Consider the following 18,797-nt stretch of genomic DNA (forward strand, 5'->3'; position numbering starts at 1 on the left):
CTCAGCGCCTCGGCAAATACTGCTGCGGATCCACCGGCTTGCCGTTGTAGCGGATCTCGAAATGCAGCATGTCGCGCGATGCGCCGCTGCGGCCCATCTCGGCGACCTGCTGTCCGGCCTTCACCACCTGACCTTCGTTGACCAGTCGCGCGCGATTGTGGCCATACGCGGACAGCCATTGGTCGTTGTGCTTGATGATCACCAGCTCGCCGTAACCGACCAGGCCGGAACCCGAATACACCACCACGCCATCCGCGGCGGCACGCACGGGCTGTCCACTCTTGCCGCCGATATCAATGCCCTGGCGAGTGGGATCGCCACCGGCATAGGTCTCGATCACGCCGCCATCCACCGGCCAACGCCAGCTGATGTTGCTGGTGGCGGGAATGACGACGGGTACCGGTTTCGATACGGACGGCGTTGCCGGCTTCGACGATGGCGTGGCCGGACGCGTCGCGGCAACACTCCCTTGTCCACCCGGATACAGGCGCAAGCGCTGGCCGGGATGGATGATGTAGGGGGGCGGGATGTCGTTCCACAGCGCCAGGTCGAGCGCGGTCAGGCCATTTTCAGTGGCGATCCGATACACGCTTTGCCCACGCTGCACGATGGCAGTGGCGCCGTATTTCGGCTGCGACACGCGGATCGGACGCTCGCCTGCTGGCACGCGCGTGTTGCGCGAATGCGAACCGGATTCACGGGTGACGTGGCTGCGACCACAAGCGGCCAGCAGGGCGAAGATGCAACAGGCGATGAGGAGTCGATGCGTGCGCATGTGCCGCATCATGCCCCATGCCCCCGCAACAGGAGCCAACCGACCGCAACGGCCATCAACACCAGCACGCTCCAGCCGATGGGTTCGATGTATTTGTGCAGGGTGCGTTCGGCGCGCTCGCCGCCGATGCGGATGGCCAGCGCCACCAGGTACAGACGCTTGCCGCGGCCGACCAGCATGCTGGCCATGAACGGCAGCATCGGCACGCCCACGATCCCGCTGGACCAGGTGAAGACCTTCATCGGGATCGGCGAGAACCCGGCCAGGACCAGGAACCAGAACACCGCCCATGGCGATTCGATACTCTTCGCGCGAACCACTTCGATGCCGTGCTCGATCGACGCCAGCATGCCCAGCTTGCCCAACAAGGGTTGCACCGCCTGCCACGCGTAATGCCCCAGGTAATAGCCGATCACCGCACCGCACATCGCAGCAGCCAGGCTGATCGTGGCGAACCAGAACCCGCGTTTGGGTTGGGCCAGGCACATCGGTGCCAGCATCACTTCCGGCGGGATGGGGAAGAAGATCGCCTCGATGAAACTGAGGAACGCCAACAGCCAGGTGGCATTGCGATGCCGCGCCCATCGCAGGGTGCGCTCATACATCGGCCCGAAGAGCTTCATTGATCGGTCATCCCCGACAGCAAGGGCACGAACACCACCGGCCCGAGATCCTGTTGTTCGATATTTCCATCCGCACTCTTGCGCAGGCGCAGCAGCGACTGCCCATTGGCACCTCCGACCGGCGCGACCAACGTGCCGCCGGGCGCGAGTTGCGCGGTCAGCGCCTCCACCAATGCCGGCGCGGCAGCGGTGACGATGATGCCGTCGAACGGTCCTTCCTCCGGCCAACCGATGCGGCCATCGTCATGCTTGCTGCGTACGTGCAGGCCAAGCGAACGGAAGCGCTTGCGCGCGTTGCGCAGCAAGTCGCCGATGCGTTCGACGGTGAACACTTCAAGGCCCAACGCCGCGAGCACCGCGCCCTGGTAGCCGGAGCCGGTGCCGATTTCCAGCACCGTCTTCGGCGAGGTTTCCAGCAGCGCCTCGGTCATCTTCGCCACCACCCACGGCTGCGAAATGGTCTGTCCATGGCCGATCGGCAGCGCGGTGTCTTCGTAGGCACGTGTCGCCAACGCTTCATCGACGAACTGATGGCGCGGCACCGTGCGGATCGCATTGAGTACGCGTTCGTCGACGATGCCGTTGCCGCGCAAGCGCTCGATCAGCCGGTCGCGCACGCGCTGGCTGGTCATGCCCATGCCGACATCGGCGGGCTGCAGGCGCAGGCGCGAGATCACGCCTTGTGCTCCAGCGTTTCGGCCAAGCCACCCACCCAGCTCGCCACCTGTTCCAGCGCCTGGTAACGGGTGAGGTCGACGTGGATCGGGGTGATCGCGATATGCCCGCTGCGCACGGCGTTGAAATCGGTGCCGGGGCCGGCATCGGCCTCGGGGCCGGCGGCGCCGATCCACCACCATTGGCGGCCGCGTGGATCCTGCTGCGGGACGCAGGCTTCGGCGCGATGCCGATGGCCGAGGCGGCTGGTTTCGAAGCCGCGGATCTCGCTCCACGGCAGGTCCGGCACGTTGACGTTGAGGATGGTGTCGGCCGGCAGCGGATCGGTGCGCAAGCGTTCGACAATCTCCACCGCCGCGCGTGCCGCGGTTTCGTAGTGCAGGCCCTTGTGGTCGGCGGTGACCAATGACATCGCCACCGCCGGCAGGCCCAGGAAGCGGCCTTCCATCGCTGCGGCGACGGTGCCCGAATAGATCACGTCATCGCCGAGGTTGGCGGTGTTGTTGATGCCGGAGACCACGATGTCCGGCTCGATCTCCAGCATGCCGGTGATCGCCACGTGCACGCAGTCGGTGGGCGTGCCGTAGACCTTCCACGTATGTTCGTCGAGTTGCACCACCCGGATCGGCGCATCCAGCGTCAGCGAATTGCTGGCGCCGCTGCGGTCGCGGTCCGGCGCGACCACCAGCACCTCATGGCCTGCTTCGCGCAGGCCCTTGGCCAAGGCCTTGATGCCGGGGGCGTCGACGCCGTCGTCGTTGCTGACCAGAACCCGCATCGTTACATCCTGTCCACGGCGGGCATCGAAACATTCTGCATGCGGCGATGATACCGGAAGGCCGCTGCGATACCCTGCACCAGTGCGAAAACCCCCCCGCCCGACGACGAACTGGACGATGCCGCGCTGTTCCGCGAGGCGATCGGCGCTGATCGCGGCAAGGTACGCGCCCTGCCCGCCGCGCCACCGCCACCTGCCGCACCGAAACCCAGGCCCTCGGCCAAGATGGCCCGCCGCGACGAAGATGCCGCCAGCAACGAATTCAAGCATGCGGTGATCGCCGCACTGGAAGCCGGCGACGTGCTCAGTTATCGCCGCGACGAGGTCTCGCCGCTGCTATTGAAACGCCTGGCGCGCGGCGAGTACTCGGCGCAGGAGGAACTGGACCTGCATGGCCTGCCCGCGCAGGCCGCCGAATCGCTGCTGCGGGAATTCCTGCGCGACTGTCGCGCGCACGGCGTCGGCTGCGTGCGCATCGTGCATGGGAAGGGGCGGAACTCGGAAGAACGCCTGCCGGTGCTGAAGAACCTGGTGGATCGCGTGCTGCGGCATCGCGCCGACGTGCTGGCCTTTCATTCGCCGCCGACGGCGCAAGGCGGCACCGGCGCTGTGCTGGTCTTGCTGGAAAAACGCTAGGACGAGGCGGCGTCGGTGATGTCGCCCAGCTCGCGCAAGACCACGGTCGCATAGCATCCGGGCGGCAGCGAAAAACCCAGTTCCAGTGCGCCGTCGTCCAGCCAACGCCACGCCAAGTCCTGTGGCCGTAGCCGCAATGCACGACGCTCCTGTTTCAGTCCCGCGCGTTCCAGTCCGCCACGCAGGCGCGTTGCGCTATCGCCCTGCATCGCAGCCAGCTCGACCTCACGCGCAGCATCGACGCTGCGCAACTCGCCTTCGCCCCACAGCGGACCGCTCGGGTGGATGTCGAACGCGGCCAGCCGCGCCTGCAGTTCATCGGTGAAGGCTTCAGGCCCGAACACACTGCGGCTGCCGTCGAGCATCCACACCTCGCCATCGAGTGCGGCGTTCCAGCTGCCAGCTTCGACGCGCGCGGCCAGCACACGATTGAACAATTCCGAACGCGCGGCCGACAACAACATTGTGCGTTCCTCGCGCTTGACCCGGCGGCCGGCGAACATCGCCACCGCCTGCTGCACGTTGTTGCCGCCGCGCCCGAAGCGCTGCTCGCCGAAGTAGTTCGGCACGCCGCCCACGGCAATTTCCTGCAGTCGTGTTTCGATGGCGGCACGCTCGCCCTCGACTTCACGCAGCAGCAACACGAAGCGATTGCCGGCCAACGCACCACGCGGCAGCTTGCGCGCATGCCAGGCATGCTCGAGTACGCGCAGTTCGTCGGACTGCAATGCGTCGATATCCGGCGCGATCTTCTTCGGCAACCACACCGTGAAGCGCTGCCGCGTCACTGCATGGCGATCCTTCAGTCCGGCATAGCCGATCGCCGATTCGTCCACACCGGCCCACTCAGCGATGCGCTTCGCAGCGAACGCGGTGTTCATGCCGCGCTTCTCGACCGTCAGCAGCAGGTGCTCACCCGCGCCGCTGGCGTCGAAACCCGACAGTTCCTCGACGAAAAAATCCTCCGGCGTACTGCGCATGCGCGCGGCCAGCACCGGCGCGCCGTGGGCGCGCGCAAGCTCGGTCACAGGCGCACCAGCAGGCAGATCGCCTGTGCGGCAATGCCTTCGCCGCGACCGGTAAAGCCCAGCGTTTCGGTGGTGGTGGCTTTCACGCTGACCGCATCCACATCGATGCCGAGGTCGGAAGACATCGCTTCGCGCATCGCCTGTGCGTGCGGGCCGACTTTCGGCCGTTCGCAGATCACGGTGATGTCGCAATTGCCGACCCGCCAGCCGCGCTCGCGGATCAAGCTGTCGCAATGGCGCAGGAACGCACGGCTGTCGGCGCCTTTCCAGCGCTCATCAGTAGGCGGAAAATGCCTGCCGATATCGCCCAGCGCCAGCGCACCGAGGATGGCATCGCACAGCGCATGCAGGACCACGTCGCCATCGCTGTGCGCCAGCACGCCAAATGCATGCGGCACGCGCACGCCGCCGAGCATCACATGGTCGCCATCGCCGAACGCGTGCACGTCGAAACCCTGACCGATGCGGATGTCCATTACTTCGTCCTCGCCAGCAGGAATTCCGCCAGCGCCAGGTCGGCGGGCGTGGTGACTTTCAGATTGTCCTCGCGGCCTTCGACCAGCGCGGGATGCAGGCCAAGGCGTTCGACCGCCATCGCTTCGTCGGTGACGATGACGCCATCGACTTTCGCGCGTTCCAGCGCGCGGCGCAGCACGCCGCGACGGAAGGCCTGCGGGGTCAGCGCGCGCCACAGGTTCGCGCGCGACTCGGTCGCGACGATGCGCACTTCCTCGTCCGCGCGCTTGAGCGTGTCGCGCACCGGCGCGGCGAGGATTGCGCCGTCGGCGCAGGCATTGGCGACATCGACCAGGTTGTCGATATCGCCTGCACACAGGTTCGGACGCGCGGCGTCGTGCACCAGCAGCAGCTCGTCGTCGGCGACGCCATCGGGCAAAGCCTGCAATGCCGCGAACACGGAATCGGCGCGCTCGCCGCCACCGATGCAGGTCACGATCGGCTTGCCATGCAATGACGTCCAACCCGGCCACAGCGGATCGCCTGCGGCCAGCGCGACCACCACGCCATCGATGGCCGGATGCGACAGCAGCGTATCCAGCGCATGTTCGATGAGTGGTTTTCCGGCAGCGTGCAGGTATTGCTTGGGCACCTCGCCGCCGAAGCGACGGCCGCTGCCGGCGGCGGGCAGCAGCGCCCAGGTCATTGCTGCGTGTCCGTCGCTGGTGGCGCGGACCGCGGTTTGCCGTCCTCGATCACCCGGTAGAAGGTCTCGCCCGGTTTGACCATGCCCAGCTCGCTGCGCGCACGTTCTTCCACCGCGGCTTCGCCGGATTTCAGGTTTTCCACCTCGGCCTTGAGCGCTTCGTTGCGCTGCTGCAGCTTGAGGTTTTCGGCTTCCTGCTTTGCCACCTGCGCCTGCAGTGCTTCGACCTCGCGCTGGCCGCCGTTGCCGAACCACAGCTTGTATTGCAGCAAGGCCAGCAACGCGACCAGCAGCAGCAACAACATGCTCATTGAGAGCAGGCGCGATGGCTTCACCGGCGCGCGGTTCCGTCAGCGCGCCAGCGACACGAATGCCGAACGCCCGGCATAGCGCGCATTGGCGCCCAGCTGCTGTTCGATGCGCAGCAACTGGTTGTACTTGGCCACACGGTCGCTACGGCACAGCGAGCCGGTCTTGATCTGGGTCGCCGTGGTCGCCACCGCGATATCGGCGATGGTGGTGTCTTCGGTTTCGCCGGAACGGTGCGAGACGATCGCCGCGTACTTGGCGTGATCGGCCATGGCGATGGCTTCCAGCGTTTCGCTGAGAGTGCCGATCTGGTTGACCTTGATCAGGATCGCGTTGGCCACGCCTTGTTCGATGCCGTCCTTGAAGATGCGCGGGTTGGTCACGAACAGGTCATCGCCGACCAGCTGCACCTTGTTGCCCAGACGCTCGGTCAGCTGCTTCCAGCCGGCCCAGTCGTCTTCGGCCATGCCGTCTTCGATGGTGATGATCGGGTACTGCGCGGCCCAGTTGGCGAGGAAGTCGACGAACTGCTCGGAGGTCAGGCGCTTGCCCTCGCCGGTGAGGTTGTACTTGCCGTTCTCAAAGAACTCGCTCGAGGCCACGTCGAGGCCGAGCAGGATGTCTTCGCCCGCCTTGTAGCCGGCCTTGCCGATCGCTTCCAGGATGGTTTCCAGCGCTTCCTCGTTGCTGCGCAGGTCGGGCGCGAAACCGCCTTCGTCGCCCACCGAAGTACTCAGGCCACGGCCCTTCAGTACCGACTTCAGCGCGTGGAAGATCTCGGTGCCGCTGCGCAGCGCTTCGGAGAACGAATCGAAGCCGACCGGCAACACCATGAATTCCTGCAGGTCGACGTTGTTGTCGGCGTGCGCGCCGCCATTGATGATGTTCATCATCGGCACCGGCAGGGTGGGCTGCCAGCCGGCCGGATGCTCGCTGATCGAGGCGATGTACTGCCACAGCGCCTGCTTCTTCGATGCCGCCATCGCGTGCGCGGCCGCCATCGAAACCCCGAGCAACGCATTCGCGCCCAGGCGGCCCTTGTTCTCGGTGCCGTCCAGGTCGATCAGGCGCTTGTCCAGGCCGTACTGGTCGGCGGCGTCGAAGCCCTTGAGCATGTCGGCGATCGGGCCGTTGACGTTGGTCACCGCCTTGAGCACGCCCTTGCCGAGATAGCGGGTCTTGTCGCCATCGCGCAATTCCACCGCTTCCTTGGTGCCGGTCGATGCGCCCGATGGCACCAGCGCGCGGCCGAAGCTGCCGTCGGCCAAAGTCACTTCGGCTTCGAGCGTGGGATTGCCGCGGCTGTCGAGGATTTCGCGGGCGTGGACGGAAGCGATCGTGGTCATGGGCAGTATTTGTCTATCGAATCAGAGAGTGGTTTCGATGAAGCCGTTGCGCTTGGTCGCGGCATCGAGCTCCAGCATGGTTTCAAGCAGCGCGCGCATCTTGTCCAGCGGCCACGCGTTCGGGCCATCGGACAGCGCCTTGCTCGGGTCGGGATGGGTTTCCATGAACACGCCGGACACGCCGACGGCGATCGCCGCGCGCGCCAGCACCGGCACGAACTCGCGCTGGCCGCCGCTGGAACTGCCCTGACCGCCGGGCAACTGCACGGAATGGGTGGCATCGAACACCACCGGGCAGCCGGTCTCGCGCATCACCGCAAGGCTGCGCATGTCGGAGACCAGGTTGTTGTAGCCGAAGGATGCGCCGCGCTCGCAGACCATGATCTGCTGGTTGCCGGTGGCCTTGGCCTTCTCGACAACCGGCTTCATGTCCCACGGCGCCAGGAACTGGCCTTTCTTGATGTTGACCGGCAGGCCGGTTTCGCAAACCTTGGTGATGAAATCGGTCTGGCGCACCAGGAAGGCCGGTGTCTGCAATGCGTCCACCACCGAGGCCACTTCGTCCATCGGCGTGTACTCGTGCACGTCGGTCAACACCGGCACGCCGAGCTGGCGCTTCACTTCGGCCAACACGCGCAGGCCTTCTTCCATGCCGGGGCCGCGGAAGCTGTTGAGCGAAGTGCGATTAGCCTTGTCGAAACTCGACTTGAAGATGAAGTTGATGCCCAACTCGCCAGTGATCTCTTTCAGTTTGGCCGCGGTATCGACCTGCAGCTGCTCGGATTCGACCACGCAGGGGCCGGCGATCAGGAAGAACGGTTGGTCCAGGCCAACCTCGAACCCGCACAACTTCATGCCGCCACCTCGTTGTTGACGCTGCTTTCGTTGAGCAACCTGCCGCCGGCCTTGCGCTCGCGCGCGGCGCGCACGAAACCGATGAACAGCGGATGCCCGCTGCGCGGCGTGGACAGGAATTCCGGGTGCGCCTGGCAGCCGAGGAACCACGGATGCTGCGGCCACTCCACCATCTCGACCAGGGTGTCGTCGGCGGACTTGGCGGAGAACACCAGGCCCACGTCTTCCAGCGGCGCGCGATAGTGGTTGTTGAATTCGTACCGATGGCGATGACGTTCGCCGACCACATCCTTGCCGTACAGGCGATGGGCCAGCGTGCCCGGCTTGATCCGCTGCTGCTGCAGGCCCAGGCGCATGGTGCCGCCAAGATCCGAGTCTTCGCTGCGGCGTTCCAGCTCGCCACTGGACGTGCGCCACTCGGTGATCAGGCCGATCACCGGATGCGCGGCCTGCTTGTCGTTCTCGGTGCTGTTGGCACCGGTGAGGCCGGCCAGGTTGCGCGCGGCATCCACCACCGCCGCCTGCATGCCGTAGCAGATACCGAAATACGGCACGCCCTGCTCGCGCGCGTACTGCGCGGTCAGCACCTTGCCCTCGAAGCCGCGATCACCGAAGCCGCCCGGCACCAGCACGCCATCGATGCCCGCCAGCGCCTTCGCCGCGCCATCGCGCTCCACGTCCTCGGATTCCAGCCACTTCAGGTTGACCCGGGTGCGCTGGCGGATGCCGCCGTGCTTGAGCGCCTCACCCACCGACTTGTACGCATCCTTGTGGTCCACGTACTTGCCGACGATGCCGATGGTGACCTCGTCGATCGGATGCTGCGCGGCATCGACCACCGCGTCCCATTCGGACAGGTTGGCGACCGGCGCGGCGCGATCCTGCAAGTGCAGCTGATCCACCACCAGCTGATCCAGCTGCTGATCGTGCAACCAGCGCGGAATCTTGTGGATGTTGTCCTGGTCGATGACCGAAATCACCGCTTTTTCCGGCACATTGGTGAACAGCGCGATCTTGCGGCGCTCGCTGTCCGGCAACGGCTGCTCGCTGCGGCACAACAGCACGTCCGGCTGGATGCCGATGCTGCGCAGCTCCTTCACCGAATGCTGGGTGGGCTTGGTCTTCAGCTCGCCCGCCGCCGCGATGTACGGGATCAGGGTGAGATGGACGAACATCGCCTGCGCCGCGCCACGCTCGGTGCGCAGCTGGCGGATCGCTTCCAGGAACGGCAGCGATTCGATGTCGCCCACGGTGCCGCCGATTTCCACCAAGGCCACGTCGAAGCCTTCGGTCGCGGCATCGATGCAACGCTTGATCTCGTCGGTCACGTGCGGGATCACCTGCACGGTGCCGCCCAGGTAATCGCCGCGGCGTTCCTTGCGCAGCACCGAATCGTAGATCTTGCCGGTGGTGATCGAGTTCAGCCCGGACAGGCGGGTGTTGACGAAGCGCTCGTAATGGCCGAGGTCGAGGTCGGTCTCGGCGCCGTCGTCGGTCACATAGACCTCGCCGTGCTGGAACGGGCTCATGGTGCCCGGATCGACATTGAGGTAGGGGTCCAGCTTCATCATCGTGACCTTGAGGCCACGCGCCTCGAGGATCGCGGCGAGCGAAGCGGCGGCAATGCCCTTGCCGAGCGAGGAGACCACGCCTCCGGTGACGAAGACGATGGGGGTCTGGGATGCGGGGGAAGTCATGTCGGCAGCGCGTCGCTGGAAAGCCACATTCTACCGGCTGGCGCGGCCCTCTGCACGCGTCCGCGGCGGAACCCATTGATCCATAACGGGAATGCCGAAAACCCCGGTTTCAGGCCGCTTGACCCGGCCCCGCCCCACGGCGATCCTGCCGCGTCCCCATGCAGTGCGCATCATGAGCAGCCGCTACAACGCAGAAGATATCGAAGTCCTGTCCGGGCTGGACCCGGTCAAGCGCCGCCCCGGCATGTACACCGACACCACGCGCCCGAACCACCTGGCGCAGGAGGTCATCGACAACGCGGTGGACGAGGCCCTGGCCGGCCACGCGAAACGCATCGAAGTCACCTTGCACGCCGATGGCAGTTGCGAAGTGGCCGACGACGGCCGCGGCATGCCGGTGGACATCCATCCGGAGGAGAAGATCCCCGGCATCGAACTGATCCTCACCCGCCTGCACGCGGGCGGCAAGTTCAGCAACAAGAACTACACCTTCAGCGGCGGCCTGCACGGCGTGGGCGTGAGCGTGGTCAATGCGCTGAGCAAACACGTCGATGTGTTCATCAAGCGCGACGGCAACGAATACCGGATGTCGTTCAAGGACGGCGACCGTGCCTCCGCGCTTGAGATCGTCGGCAGCGTCGGCAAGAAGAACACCGGTACCCGCCTGCGCTTCTGGCCGGACCCGAAGTATTTCGACACCCCGAAGTTCAGCCTGCGTGCGCTGCGCCATCTGCTGCGTGCGAAAGCTGTGCTCTGCCCCGGGCTCACCGTCAGCCTGTTCGACGAGGCCAGCGGCGAGCGCAACGAGTGGTATTACGAAGACGGTCTGCGCGATTACCTCAAAGGCGAACTCACCGACCGCGAATTGCTGCCGCCGGAGCTGTTCGTCGGCAACCTGAAAAAGGACACCGAAGTCGTCGACTGGGCCGTGGCCTGGGTACCCGATGGCGAACTGGTGCAGGAAAGTTACGTCAACCTGATTCCCACCGCACAGCACGGCACCCATGTGAACGGCCTGCGCACCGGCTTCACCGACGCGCTGCGCGAGTTCTGCGATTTCCGCAACCTGCTGCCGCGCGGCGTCAAGCTGGCGCCGGAAGACGTGTGGGATCGCGTCGCCTTCGTGTTGTCGCTGAAGATGACCGACCCGCAGTTCAGCGGGCAGACCAAGGAACGTCTGTCGTCGCGCCAGGCCGCCGGCTTCGTCGAAGGCGCCGCGCACGATGCCTTCAGCCTGTGGCTGAACACGCATACCGAGTTCGGCGAGAAGATCGCCCAGCTCGCCATCGAACGCGCCAGCGCACGACTGAAGACCGAAAAGCAGATCGTCCGCAAGAAGGTCACTCAAGGACCGGCCCTGCCCGGCAAGCTGGCCGACTGCATTTCGCAGGATCTCTCGCGCACCGAACTGTTCCTGGTCGAAGGCGATTCCGCAGGCGGCAGCGCGCGCCAGGCCCGCGACAAGGATTTCCAGGCCATCCTGCCGCTGCGCGGCAAGATCCTGAACACCTGGGAAGTCGGCAGCGGCCAGGTGCTGGCTTCGACCGAAGTGCACGACCTTGCGGTGGCGATCGGCTGCGATCCCGGCAAGGACGACATCGACGGCCTGCGTTACGGCAAGGTGATCATCCTGGCCGATGCGGATTCCGACGGCCTGCATATCGCCACTTTGCTGACCGCACTGTTCCTCAAGCACTTCCCCGCCTTGGTCGCCGCCGGCCACATCTTCGTGGCGATGCCACCGCTGTTTCGCGTCGACGTGGGCAAGCAGGTGTTCTACGCGTTGGACGAAGAGGAGAAGCGCCTCCTTCTGGAGAAAATCCAGCGCGAGAAACTCAAGGGCCAGGTCAACGTCACCCGCTTCAAGGGCCTCGGCGAGATGAACCCGCAGCAGCTGCGCGAATCCACCATGCACATCGACACCCGTCGATTGGTGCAACTCACCGTCGACGACGGCGACGCCACCCGCTCCCTGATGGACATGCTGCTGGCGAAGAAGCGCGCCGGTGATCGCAAGGCATGGCTGGAGCTGAAGGGAGATTTGGCGACGCTGGAGGTGTGACCCAGATCATCGAGCGACAGCTGCGTCAGGAAGGCAAGGCACATCTGCCTTGCTATCCTCCCGACTAGGAATACCGTTACCTAGGGGAAGACCGCATGAAATTTGTTCCGACCGTAGCCCTTGCCGCTGCTGCCTTGGCCCTAGCCTTGCCAGCCCATGCGCAACGCATTGCCGTCGAGGAATTCACCAAGCGTCCCGAGGCATGGGAAGTCTCGCTGTCGCCTTCCGGGAAATATGTCGCGCTTGCCGTGCCGACAACCGATGGCACGGAGACGCAACTGGAAGTCGTGGACGTGACCACGGGCAAGCGGCAGGCGATGCGGTTCGGTCCCAAGCAACATGTTTCCGACATCATATGGACAAGCGACGAGCAGTTGGTCGTGGCGCGCGCCGAACTGGAGCCATTGAAAGCGAAACCAGTGGCTTCGGGCGAGCTTTACACGACGGATGTCCAGGCGAAGAACCAGGACGTTCTCTTCGGCTACGTGCCCGACAACGGCAACAGACGTGGCAAGCGCAAGGACGAAGGCTGGTCGACGATCGCGAAGGTCCTGACCAACGAGCCCGGGATGGCCTTGGTCGACTTCACCTGCTGGAATTGCGGGCAAGAGCCGGATACCGTCATCTTCAAGGTCGATACGCGCACCGGAGCGCGCCAGGAAATCGAACGTGGCGACAAGTTGGCGAGCTACCAGTTCGACCAGACCGGCGAACCTCGCTTGCGTACCACATGGGACGCCAACGATGAGCCCGTCCTGCACTACCGACGTAGCCCTGGAGACCCCTGGACGCCGTTGCCGAGCACGATCGCGGGCCGCATGATCTACGGGGCGCGATTCGCCGCGGACAACAATACGGCGTACGCACTGGTCACCGATGCCCTGGAACCGGCACAGGCGTATCGCATCGACCTGAAGGCAGGAACCCGCACCAAGCTGGCGGGGAATCCGGATGTTGCCGTCAACAGCTTCATGTACGAAGGATTGGGAGGCGTCCCGTTCGCCGTCACCTTCAATGCATACAAGCCATCGCTGCAATACATCAACCCGGAGTCGGATTGGGCCAAGCTCCATGCATCGCTGATGAAGGCCTTCCCGGGCCAGTTCGTGACGTTCAATAGTTTCAGTCGCGACGGCAACAAGGTGATGGTCGGGATCTGGTCGGATCGCAATATCGGCAGCTATCACGTCTATGACCGCAGCGCGGGCAAGATGCTGAAGATCGTCGACTACATGCCGGGACTCAAACCGGAGGCGATGGCGCAGAGCCGCCCGATCGAATTCATGAACCGCAACGGGCAAAAACTGTTCGGTTTCTATACGGCAAAGGGCTCCGGCCCGATGCCGATGGTGGTCATGGCGCACGGTGGTCCGTTCGACGTCTACGACAATTGGGGATTCGACGATCAGGTCCAGTTCCTCGCGAACCGGGGCTACGCCGTGCTGCAGGTGAACTTCCGCGGCTCAGGCGGTCGTGGAGAGGCTTTCGCACGTTCCGGCTGGCAGGGTTGGGGCACGACCATCCAGGACGACATTACCGATGCGGTGCGTTGGACGATTGAGCAAAAGCTTGCCGACCCGAAACGCATCTGCACGTTCGGCGCGAGCTTCGGCGGCTACACCGCCCTGTTCCAGCCGATCCTCAACAAGGGCATGTACAAGTGCGCGATCGGTTACGTCGGGGTCTACGACTTGCCTTTGATGCGCAAGACCGACAAGAACCAGGGGCAGGCGAAGCGCACCGGACGGTTCTTCGACCGGACCTTGGGCACCGATAACGAGGTTCTGGCCAAGATATCGCCCGCACGGCGTGCGAACGAGATCGACGTGCCGGTCATGCTCGTGCATGGCAGCCTGGATCAAACCGCCGGTCTCAACCAGTACACGACGATGCAAGCCGCGTTGCGCGATGCCGGCAAGCCCGCAGAGACATTCCTGGCGGAAGGCGAGGGGCATGGCTTCGTGAAGCCCGAGAATCGCGCCGAACTGTTCCGTCGCATCGAGGCATTCCTGTCCAGGCATATCGGCCCAGGCGCGCAATAAACACTGGGCGCGACTCGACCAAGGGCGGCCTCTGCCGCCCTTTTTCGTTCAGTCCGGAAGCGCAATCCCCAACAAGCGCCGCAACAACGCCTGCAGACGCCCAGCCTTCACTTCGTCGTACTCGAAACTGTCCTCATCCATGTAAGTCCGCTGGCTGAGTTCGAGCTGGATGGCGTCGATGCCGTGGCCCGGATCGGCGTAATGCCGGGTGATATGTCCGCCCTTGAAGCGACCGTTGACCACCCAGTCGTAATCGCCCTGCGCGCCCAACTCGCGCTCGATGCGCGCCTGCACGGCCGGCGAACAACTCGCCCCGTTGGCGGTGCCGAGGTTGAGATCCGGCAAGCGCCCCTCGAACAGGAATGGCAGGCCGCTTCCCTTGATCGAATGCCCTTCCCACAGCACCGCGCGTCCGTGCTGCACACGAATACGATCCAGTTCCTCGCGCAACGCCGCATGGTACGGGTGCCAATAGGTTTCGATGCGGGCAGCCACTTCGGCGGCATCGGGCTCCATCCCCGGCAGGTACACGGGCTCGCCGGTGAAACGCACCTGCGGCACCAGGCCGGTGGTGTTTTGGCCGGGATACAGGCTGGTGTCGTCCTCGCCACGGTTGAGATCGATCACGTAACGCGAATGCCTCGGCACCAGGATGGATGCTCCGAGATCGCGTGCGAACGCGTACAGCCGCGAGACGTGCCAGTCGGTGTCGGGCGCGCGTTGTGCTTGCGGCGTCATCCGTGCGGCCAGTACGGACGGAATTGCGCTGCCGTCGTGTGGCAGGCTGACCAGCAGCGGCGCGTTGCCGCGATGCAGGGTGTAGATGGCATCGCTCATGCGAAGCGCTCCGGTGCGAAGGGCGCGGGATCCACGGCAGAAGCGCGGCCCGCGATCAGGTCGGCGAGCATCTGCCCGCCCCCCGCGCTCATGCCGACGCCCATCATGCCGTGCCCGGTCGCCAGCCACAGATGTTTGTGGCCGGGTGCGCGGCCGATCAGCGGGATGTCGTCGCGGCTCATCGGCCGCCAACCGAACCAGCGTTCGCGCAGTTCCGGCCCGATCGGATGATGCAGGTACTTGCGTGCGCCACGTTCAAGCGCCCCCAGGCGACTTTCGTTGAGCGTGGTGTCGTAGCCGGAGAACTCCATGGTGCTGCCGAGGCGGAAGCCGCTGCCCCAGGCGGTGACGCAGACCGACACTTCACGCAGGGTCAGCGGCCGCTTCGGCACCACCGCCGGCGCGCTGTAAGTCATCGAATAGCCCTTGCCCGGCTGGATCGCCTTGCGCAGCCATGGCAGCCCGATCGCACGGGCCATGGTGGGCGACCACGCGCCGGCCGCGATCACCGCGTCGTTCGCGCGGATTTCGCCCTGCGCGGTGATGGCGCGGATGCCGTTTGCATCGGAGCGCAACGACTGCAACGCGCAATGCTCGATGATGGTGCCGCCACGTTCACGCACCACCCGCGCCAGTTCCGCTACGTAGCGATCCGGTCGCAACGCGGCATCGCCAGCGAAGCGGATCGCGCCAGATACGCCAGGCTTCAACGCAGGCTCCTGTGCTTCATAGGCAGGACCATCGATGATCTCGGCCCCGATACCGAATTCGCGCAGCAGCGGCAGCTCGCGCATCTCGTGCTCCATCGCGCGCGGATCGTGGAACACGTAATCCTCGCCGCTTTCGACGAATTCGCATTGCAGGCCGTCATCGCGCACCCAATCCGCGATCCGCTGGCGTGAATCGTTGAGCAGGGCCGACTTCGCACGCGTGCTGGCGATCCAGTCGCGTTCGTTGCAGCGCATCGCGAAGCCAGCCAGCCAGCGCCACAGCGCCGGATCGAAGCGCGGCGGGATGTACAGCGGCGCATCCGGCGTGAGCATCCATTTCATGGCGCGCAGGATGGTGCCAGGTGCTGCCAATGGCGGCGCATGGCTTGGCGTCAGCGTGCCGCAGTTGCCGTGCGAGGCGCCGCCGCCGATGCGGCCGGCATCGATCACAGTCACGCTGCGGCCATCCTTGATCAATGCCAATGCAGTGGCCAGGCCGGCAACACCGGCACCGACGACCAGCACATCGAAACCGCCATCGTTTTCTCTCAGCGTCACACTCGCACCAGTGTCGGCAGGAGATCCCATTATCCGGACAACCTCGATCTTCGCCACTGTACTCGTGGCCTTCGCCAAAATGAAAACGGCCCGCAATGCGGGCCGTTTCGACAAAGCCTTGAAGCATGGATCAGTGCTGGTGGCCACCGTCGCCATGGACGTGACCGTGCGATAGTTCCTCAGCGGAGGCCTCGCGCACTTCGACGATCTCGATGTCGAAATCCAGGTCCTTGCCGGCCATCGGGTGGTTGAGGTCGACGTCGACCACGCTCATGCCCACCTTCTCGATTGTGACCGCGCGCGGACCGAAGTTGGTCTGCAACACGACCTGCATGCCCGGCTCCAGCTTCTGCGCGCCGAAATGCTTCTTCGGGATGCGCTGGCTCAGGCCTTCGCGTTTCTCGCCATACGCCTCGGCGGCAGGCACGGTGACTTTGAAGCTGTCGCCCGCCTCGCGGCCTTCCATCGCCTTCTCGAGACCGGGGATGATGTTGCCGTGGCCGAACAGGATCGCCAGCGGCTGGCCGCCGTCCTTGGAGTTCTCCACCGATTCCTGGCCGGCTTCGGCGACGGCGTAATGGAAACGGACGACGCGGTCTTTTTCGATCTTCATTGGGTCTGCTTTCGGTTGGGCGCTTGCCGCCGCGGTGCGATGCGGGAACACTGCGCGAATGACGGAACCAGCCGACTGCCAACAGCGACCGGGTGCGCATTATCGGCGCAATGCCGTGCTTGCGCTATCGACCGCTCTGCTGCTTGCCGCTTGCGGCGGCGAACAGGTTCGTCCTTCGTCGCCACCGACCGCGGCCAAGCGTGGCTGGGCCGATCCGCGTCCAGCCGATCCAGCCAAGGCCAACGCGGTGTTGATGCGGGCGATCAGCCTAGTCGGCACGCCCTATCGCTATGGCGGCAACACTCCAGAGGGCGGCTTCGACTGCAGCGGACTGGTCAACTATGTGTACCGCGACATGCTGGACATGCGCCTGCCGCGCACCTCGCGCGACCTGGCCGCGATGGAGGGCCCGCGCATCGCGCCGGATCGGCTCGCCAGCGGCGACTTGGTGTTTTTCGGCAGCGGCGAGGCCATCAGCCATGTCGGCATCTATGTAGGCGAAGGCCGTTTCGTGCATGCGCCGAACAGCGGCGGCACGGTGCGACTGGATCAGCTTGACGGCAGCTGGTGGCGGGATCACTACCGTGGTGCGCGCAGATTGCTGCATTGATTCAATAATTTACGTTACACACTCGACTCACGAACATGAATGGGGACGGTATCCATTTTTGTGATCGCCGATTGCATTCATTTACGTGGGCCTAACGAAATTTGAACCCTTCGGCCGCGTTCGACGGGTAAGGTCGCCGCTAGTTTCGATTCGTGATGACCGCGTGACGACAGCGCCCCTGCCCCACGGCCATTCCGCCGCCCGCCCCACTCGCTGGGGAATCCGTCTTTCCATCGCCATGGCGCTTGCCGCCTGCGCCGTTCCGGCGATGGCGATGAACCCCGTGCAGCAGCCGGCCGATGCCGCCATGCCGGCCACCGCCGCTAGCCTGGCACCACTGGACGCTGTGGCTCCGGTCGACCTGGCCAGCCCGGACAACGCGCCTCTGGCGGCACAGATCGCCGCATTGCGTGAAGCGCAGAACTCACCGTCCACCTCCAGCCGCATCAAGACCGTCCTGCAACGCGCGTTCGCCCTGCTCGGCACGCCGTACCGCTGGGGCGGCACCAGCCCGGAACGCGGCTTCGATTGCAGCGGCCTGGTCGGTTACGTCTTCCGCACCATTGGCATCGATCTGCCACGCGTCTCCCGCGCGATGGCCAACGAAGGCACCGCGGTCGCAGACCGCAACGCACTGGCCGAGGGCGACCTGGTGTTCTTCGGCAAGCGTGGCCGCGTCGACCACGTCGGCATCTACATCGGCGAGGGCAAGTTCCTGCATGCCCCGCGCACCGGCCGCGACGTCACCGTCTCCAGCCTGACGTCCGGCTACTGGAGCCAGAAGTACCTGGAAGCGCGCCGCGTCGCCGCCGGCACCTGATCGCGCACCGCACCGAAAGCGGAACGCCGCCCGTGGGCGGCGTTTTTCGTTGGCCGATGCCGATCGCTGCCTCAGCGATCCGACGTATCGGCATCGCGATAGCGGGCCACGGCTTGTTCGATCCCCTTGCTCAGCGCCATCACCTGCGTCGCGTATTCGGACAGGCGTTTGTCCTCGTCGCTGACCGGCGTCCACACCGGCACCGGCACCGGTTTTCCGGTTTCGTCCAGCGCCACGAACACGATCACGCAATGCGTGCACAGGCGCTCGCCCTCCTCGTCCATCGGATCGCGCGCGCGCACGTCCACCGCGAAATGCATCGAACTGGTGCCGGTATAGACCAGCACGGTCTCGACGGTGACCAGGTCGCTGATCCGGATCGGTGCGACAAAGCGGATGCCGCCCACCGCCACGGTCACGCTGTACCTGCCGCTCCAGCCGACCGCCGCCGCATAGCCGGCCTGGTCGATCCATTTCATCACCTGGCCGCCATGCACCTTGCCGCCGTAATTGACATCGGTCGGCTCGGCCAGGAAGCGCATGGTCAATTCGCGTTGGCGTCCGCTCATTCGTCGATCCTCAAATGACATGTGCATCGTAGCCGCTTGCATGCCCGATGGCTGCGCGCGATGCTGCACCGGGGCGGCACATCGGATGACAT

General features: G+C 65.1%; 20 protein-coding genes. 5 read left to right on the forward strand and 15 right to left on the reverse strand.

Annotated features, from left to right (window positions below):
• Position 1 precedes the first annotated feature (1 nt).
• From G7079_RS10545 to surE, 4 genes are read right to left on the reverse strand one after another with little or no spacing between them, the layout of a single operon-like run.
• Positions 2 to 775, reverse strand: coding sequence for a peptidoglycan DD-metalloendopeptidase family protein (locus G7079_RS10545; protein ID WP_166057263.1), 774 nt, complete (start codon positions 773 to 775; stop codon positions 2 to 4).
• An 8-nt stretch (positions 776 to 783) separates the two neighbouring features.
• On the reverse strand, positions 784 to 1,398 hold the full coding sequence (locus G7079_RS10550; RefSeq protein ID WP_166057264.1) for a YqaA family protein: 615 nt from the start codon (positions 1,396 to 1,398) through the stop codon (positions 784 to 786).
• Entirely contained in the window at positions 1,395 to 2,075 is a 681-nt protein-coding gene (locus G7079_RS10555; protein WP_166057265.1) for a protein-L-isoaspartate(D-aspartate) O-methyltransferase, read from the reverse strand. The genes G7079_RS10550 and G7079_RS10555 overlap by 4 nt, the downstream gene beginning before the upstream one ends.
• Positions 2,072 to 2,851, reverse strand: a complete 780-nt coding sequence (gene surE, locus G7079_RS10560; RefSeq protein WP_166057266.1) for a 5'/3'-nucleotidase SurE — start codon at positions 2,849 to 2,851, stop codon at positions 2,072 to 2,074. The genes G7079_RS10555 and surE overlap by 4 nt, the downstream gene beginning before the upstream one ends.
• Positions 2,852 to 2,920: 69 nt before the next feature.
• On the opposite strand from surE, the gene G7079_RS10565 reads away from it, so the two are divergent.
• On the forward strand, positions 2,921 to 3,487 hold the full coding sequence (locus G7079_RS10565) for a Smr/MutS family protein (protein WP_166057923.1): 567 nt from the start codon (positions 2,921 to 2,923) through the stop codon (positions 3,485 to 3,487).
• On the opposite strand, the gene truD is transcribed toward G7079_RS10565, so the two are convergent.
• The 7 genes from truD to G7079_RS10600 are packed head-to-tail and all read right to left on the reverse strand — an operon-like array spanning position 3,484 to position 9,884.
• Complete coding sequence (gene truD / locus G7079_RS10570) at positions 3,484 to 4,515, reverse strand: tRNA pseudouridine(13) synthase TruD (protein ID WP_166057267.1); 1,032 nt, start codon at positions 4,513 to 4,515, stop codon at positions 3,484 to 3,486. The two genes, G7079_RS10565 and truD, sit on opposite strands and share 4 nt — an antisense overlap.
• The gene (gene ispF / locus G7079_RS10575; RefSeq protein ID WP_166057268.1) at positions 4,512 to 4,991 is read right to left on the reverse strand and encodes a 2-C-methyl-D-erythritol 2,4-cyclodiphosphate synthase; all 480 of its coding nucleotides are present in this window, start codon (positions 4,989 to 4,991) and stop codon (positions 4,512 to 4,514) included. The genes truD and ispF overlap by 4 nt, the downstream gene beginning before the upstream one ends.
• Entirely contained in the window at positions 4,991 to 5,677 is a 687-nt protein-coding gene (gene ispD, locus G7079_RS10580) for a 2-C-methyl-D-erythritol 4-phosphate cytidylyltransferase (RefSeq protein ID WP_166057269.1), read from the reverse strand. Before ispD ends, ispF begins: the two co-directional genes overlap by 1 nt.
• Positions 5,674 to 5,988 carry a cell division protein FtsB gene (gene ftsB, locus G7079_RS10585; protein ID WP_166057270.1) on the reverse strand — a complete coding sequence of 105 codons (315 nt, stop codon included), beginning with the start codon at positions 5,986 to 5,988 and terminating at the stop codon, positions 5,674 to 5,676. The genes ispD and ftsB overlap by 4 nt, the downstream gene beginning before the upstream one ends.
• Before the next feature lie 39 nt (positions 5,989 to 6,027).
• On the reverse strand, positions 6,028 to 7,332 hold the full coding sequence (eno, locus tag G7079_RS10590) for a phosphopyruvate hydratase (RefSeq protein ID WP_166057271.1): 1,305 nt from the start codon (positions 7,330 to 7,332) through the stop codon (positions 6,028 to 6,030).
• Between the two features lie 21 nt (positions 7,333 to 7,353).
• Positions 7,354 to 8,187 carry a 3-deoxy-8-phosphooctulonate synthase gene (gene kdsA, locus G7079_RS10595; protein WP_166057272.1) on the reverse strand — a complete coding sequence of 278 codons (834 nt, stop codon included), beginning with the start codon at positions 8,185 to 8,187 and terminating at the stop codon, positions 7,354 to 7,356.
• Positions 8,184 to 9,884, reverse strand: a complete 1,701-nt coding sequence (locus G7079_RS10600; RefSeq protein WP_166057273.1) for a CTP synthase — start codon at positions 9,882 to 9,884, stop codon at positions 8,184 to 8,186. The genes kdsA and G7079_RS10600 overlap by 4 nt, the downstream gene beginning before the upstream one ends.
• A 172-nt stretch (positions 9,885 to 10,056) precedes the next feature.
• On the opposite strand from G7079_RS10600, the gene parE reads away from it, so the two are divergent.
• Both parE and G7079_RS10610 read left to right on the forward strand, forming a co-directional pair.
• On the forward strand, positions 10,057 to 11,946 hold the full coding sequence (gene parE, locus G7079_RS10605) for a DNA topoisomerase IV subunit B (protein WP_166057274.1): 1,890 nt from the start codon (positions 10,057 to 10,059) through the stop codon (positions 11,944 to 11,946).
• A 95-nt stretch (positions 11,947 to 12,041) separates the two neighbouring features.
• Positions 12,042 to 13,988 carry an alpha/beta fold hydrolase gene (locus G7079_RS10610; protein ID WP_166057275.1) on the forward strand — a complete coding sequence of 649 codons (1,947 nt, stop codon included), beginning with the start codon at positions 12,042 to 12,044 and terminating at the stop codon, positions 13,986 to 13,988.
• Between the two features lie 48 nt (positions 13,989 to 14,036).
• On the opposite strand, the gene hutG is transcribed toward G7079_RS10610, so the two are convergent.
• The 3 genes from hutG to G7079_RS10625 all read right to left on the reverse strand — a co-directional run bounded on the left by hutG (position 14,037) and on the right by G7079_RS10625 (position 16,706).
• Positions 14,037 to 14,825, reverse strand: a complete 789-nt coding sequence (gene hutG, locus G7079_RS10615; protein ID WP_166057276.1) for an N-formylglutamate deformylase — start codon at positions 14,823 to 14,825, stop codon at positions 14,037 to 14,039.
• Positions 14,822 to 16,123: an FAD-dependent oxidoreductase gene (locus G7079_RS10620; RefSeq protein WP_166057277.1), complete on the reverse strand. Its 1,302-nt coding sequence runs from the start codon at positions 16,121 to 16,123 to the stop codon at positions 14,822 to 14,824. Before G7079_RS10620 ends, hutG begins: the two co-directional genes overlap by 4 nt.
• Positions 16,124 to 16,223: 100 nt before the next feature.
• Positions 16,224 to 16,706, reverse strand: a complete 483-nt coding sequence (locus tag G7079_RS10625) for a peptidylprolyl isomerase (protein ID WP_166057279.1) — start codon at positions 16,704 to 16,706, stop codon at positions 16,224 to 16,226.
• 58 nt (positions 16,707 to 16,764) lie between these two features.
• Between G7079_RS10625 and G7079_RS10630 the strand changes: the two genes are divergently transcribed.
• Positions 16,765 to 17,316 (forward strand): C40 family peptidase, encoded by a 552-nt coding sequence (locus tag G7079_RS10630; RefSeq protein WP_166057280.1) that lies wholly within the window; start codon positions 16,765 to 16,767, stop codon positions 17,314 to 17,316.
• 163 nt (positions 17,317 to 17,479) lie between these two features.
• Entirely contained in the window at positions 17,480 to 18,136 is a 657-nt protein-coding gene (locus G7079_RS10635; RefSeq protein WP_240906170.1) for a C40 family peptidase, read from the forward strand.
• Between the two features lie 71 nt (positions 18,137 to 18,207).
• Here G7079_RS10635 and G7079_RS10640 read toward each other — a convergent pair whose 3' ends face one another.
• The gene (locus tag G7079_RS10640) at positions 18,208 to 18,705 is read right to left on the reverse strand and encodes an acyl-CoA thioesterase (protein WP_166057281.1); all 498 of its coding nucleotides are present in this window, start codon (positions 18,703 to 18,705) and stop codon (positions 18,208 to 18,210) included.
• Between the last annotated feature and the right edge of the window lie 92 nt (positions 18,706 to 18,797).

Source organism: Thermomonas sp. HDW16 (assembly GCF_011302915.1).
Classification (GTDB): Bacteria; Pseudomonadota; Gammaproteobacteria; order Xanthomonadales; family Xanthomonadaceae; genus Thermomonas.

Excerpts from the sequence above, each read along its gene's own strand:
- ispF (WP_166057268.1), bottom strand. The coding sequence starts at position 4,991 with ATGGACATCCGCATCGGTCAGGGTTTCGACGTGCACGCGTTCGGCGAT.
- hutG (WP_166057276.1), bottom strand. The coding sequence starts at position 14,825 with ATGAGCGATGCCATCTACACCCTGCATCGCGGCAACGCGCCGCTGCTG.
- kdsA (WP_166057272.1), bottom strand. The coding sequence starts at position 8,187 with ATGAAGTTGTGCGGGTTCGAGGTTGGCCTGGACCAACCGTTCTTCCTG.
- ispD (WP_166057269.1), bottom strand. The coding sequence starts at position 5,677 with ATGACCTGGGCGCTGCTGCCCGCCGCCGGCAGCGGCCGTCGCTTCGGC.
- surE (WP_166057266.1), bottom strand. The coding sequence starts at position 2,851 with ATGCGGGTTCTGGTCAGCAACGACGACGGCGTCGACGCCCCCGGCATC.
- parE (WP_166057274.1), top strand. The coding sequence starts at position 10,057 with ATGAGCAGCCGCTACAACGCAGAAGATATCGAAGTCCTGTCCGGGCTG.
- ftsB (WP_166057270.1), bottom strand. The coding sequence starts at position 5,988 with ATGAGCATGTTGTTGCTGCTGCTGGTCGCGTTGCTGGCCTTGCTGCAA.
- G7079_RS10640 (WP_166057281.1), bottom strand. The coding sequence starts at position 18,705 with ATGAGCGGACGCCAACGCGAATTGACCATGCGCTTCCTGGCCGAGCCG.
- G7079_RS10550 (WP_166057264.1), bottom strand. The coding sequence starts at position 1,398 with ATGAAGCTCTTCGGGCCGATGTATGAGCGCACCCTGCGATGGGCGCGG.
- G7079_RS10545 (WP_166057263.1), bottom strand. The coding sequence starts at position 775 with ATGCGCACGCATCGACTCCTCATCGCCTGTTGCATCTTCGCCCTGCTG.
- G7079_RS10630 (WP_166057280.1), top strand. The coding sequence starts at position 16,765 with ATGACGGAACCAGCCGACTGCCAACAGCGACCGGGTGCGCATTATCGG.
- G7079_RS10610 (WP_166057275.1), top strand. The coding sequence starts at position 12,042 with ATGAAATTTGTTCCGACCGTAGCCCTTGCCGCTGCTGCCTTGGCCCTA.
- G7079_RS10625 (WP_166057279.1), bottom strand. The coding sequence starts at position 16,706 with ATGAAGATCGAAAAAGACCGCGTCGTCCGTTTCCATTACGCCGTCGCC.
- G7079_RS10620 (WP_166057277.1), bottom strand. The coding sequence starts at position 16,123 with ATGGGATCTCCTGCCGACACTGGTGCGAGTGTGACGCTGAGAGAAAAC.
- eno (WP_166057271.1), bottom strand. The coding sequence starts at position 7,332 with ATGACCACGATCGCTTCCGTCCACGCCCGCGAAATCCTCGACAGCCGC.
- G7079_RS10600 (WP_166057273.1), bottom strand. The coding sequence starts at position 9,884 with ATGACTTCCCCCGCATCCCAGACCCCCATCGTCTTCGTCACCGGAGGC.